Source organism: Halorussus marinus (assembly GCF_004765795.1).
Taxonomy (GTDB): domain Archaea; phylum Halobacteriota; class Halobacteria; order Halobacteriales; family Haladaptataceae; genus Halorussus; species Halorussus marinus.
Genome location: NZ_SBIV01000039.1, coordinates 1 through 506, shown reverse-complemented (window position 1 = coordinate 506; position 506 = coordinate 1). Strand labels below are relative to the sequence as shown.

Below are 506 nucleotides of genomic sequence, written 5' to 3'. Positions count from 1 at the left end.
CACGGTCAGCAACTTCAACCCCGGTGAGGCCTACTGGGTCTTCGCGACCGAGGATACCTGGTACACCGAGTCGCAGTCGTTCGACCGGCCTCGGCTGATCAACTGACGACCGCAGCACCACTTGACTTCCAATTTATTTGGGGGTAACTCAACAAGATGACACACCAAACAATACGGAAGAAATCTGTGCTGCGGCTGCTGGTAGTCGCGTTCGTCGCGCTACTAGTGGTGCCCGCTGGCACCGGCGTCGGGATCGCTAGCGGTCAGGAAGTCCCGACCCCGCCACACGAGGTGTTCGGCGTCGTCGACGATCAGAACGGCGACGCGGCGTCCGGTCTCACCGTCGAGGTCGTTCACGACGATACCGTCGTGGCGTCCGACACCACCGATAGCGACGGCTACTACGAGATCAAGATCTCCGAGGACGACGTCGAGGGACTCGAGGACGGCGATGATCTGACTATTCAGGTCAACGGCGAACAGGACTCGACGTCCTACTCGGCGAG

1 pseudogene is annotated in these 506 nt (G+C 60.5%); it reads left to right on the top strand.

The features are described 5' to 3' along the window. Positions 1-186 precede the first annotated feature (186 nt). Positions 187-506 (top strand): annotated as a pseudogene (locus EPY72_RS19125) (hypothetical protein); the annotation flags it as partial.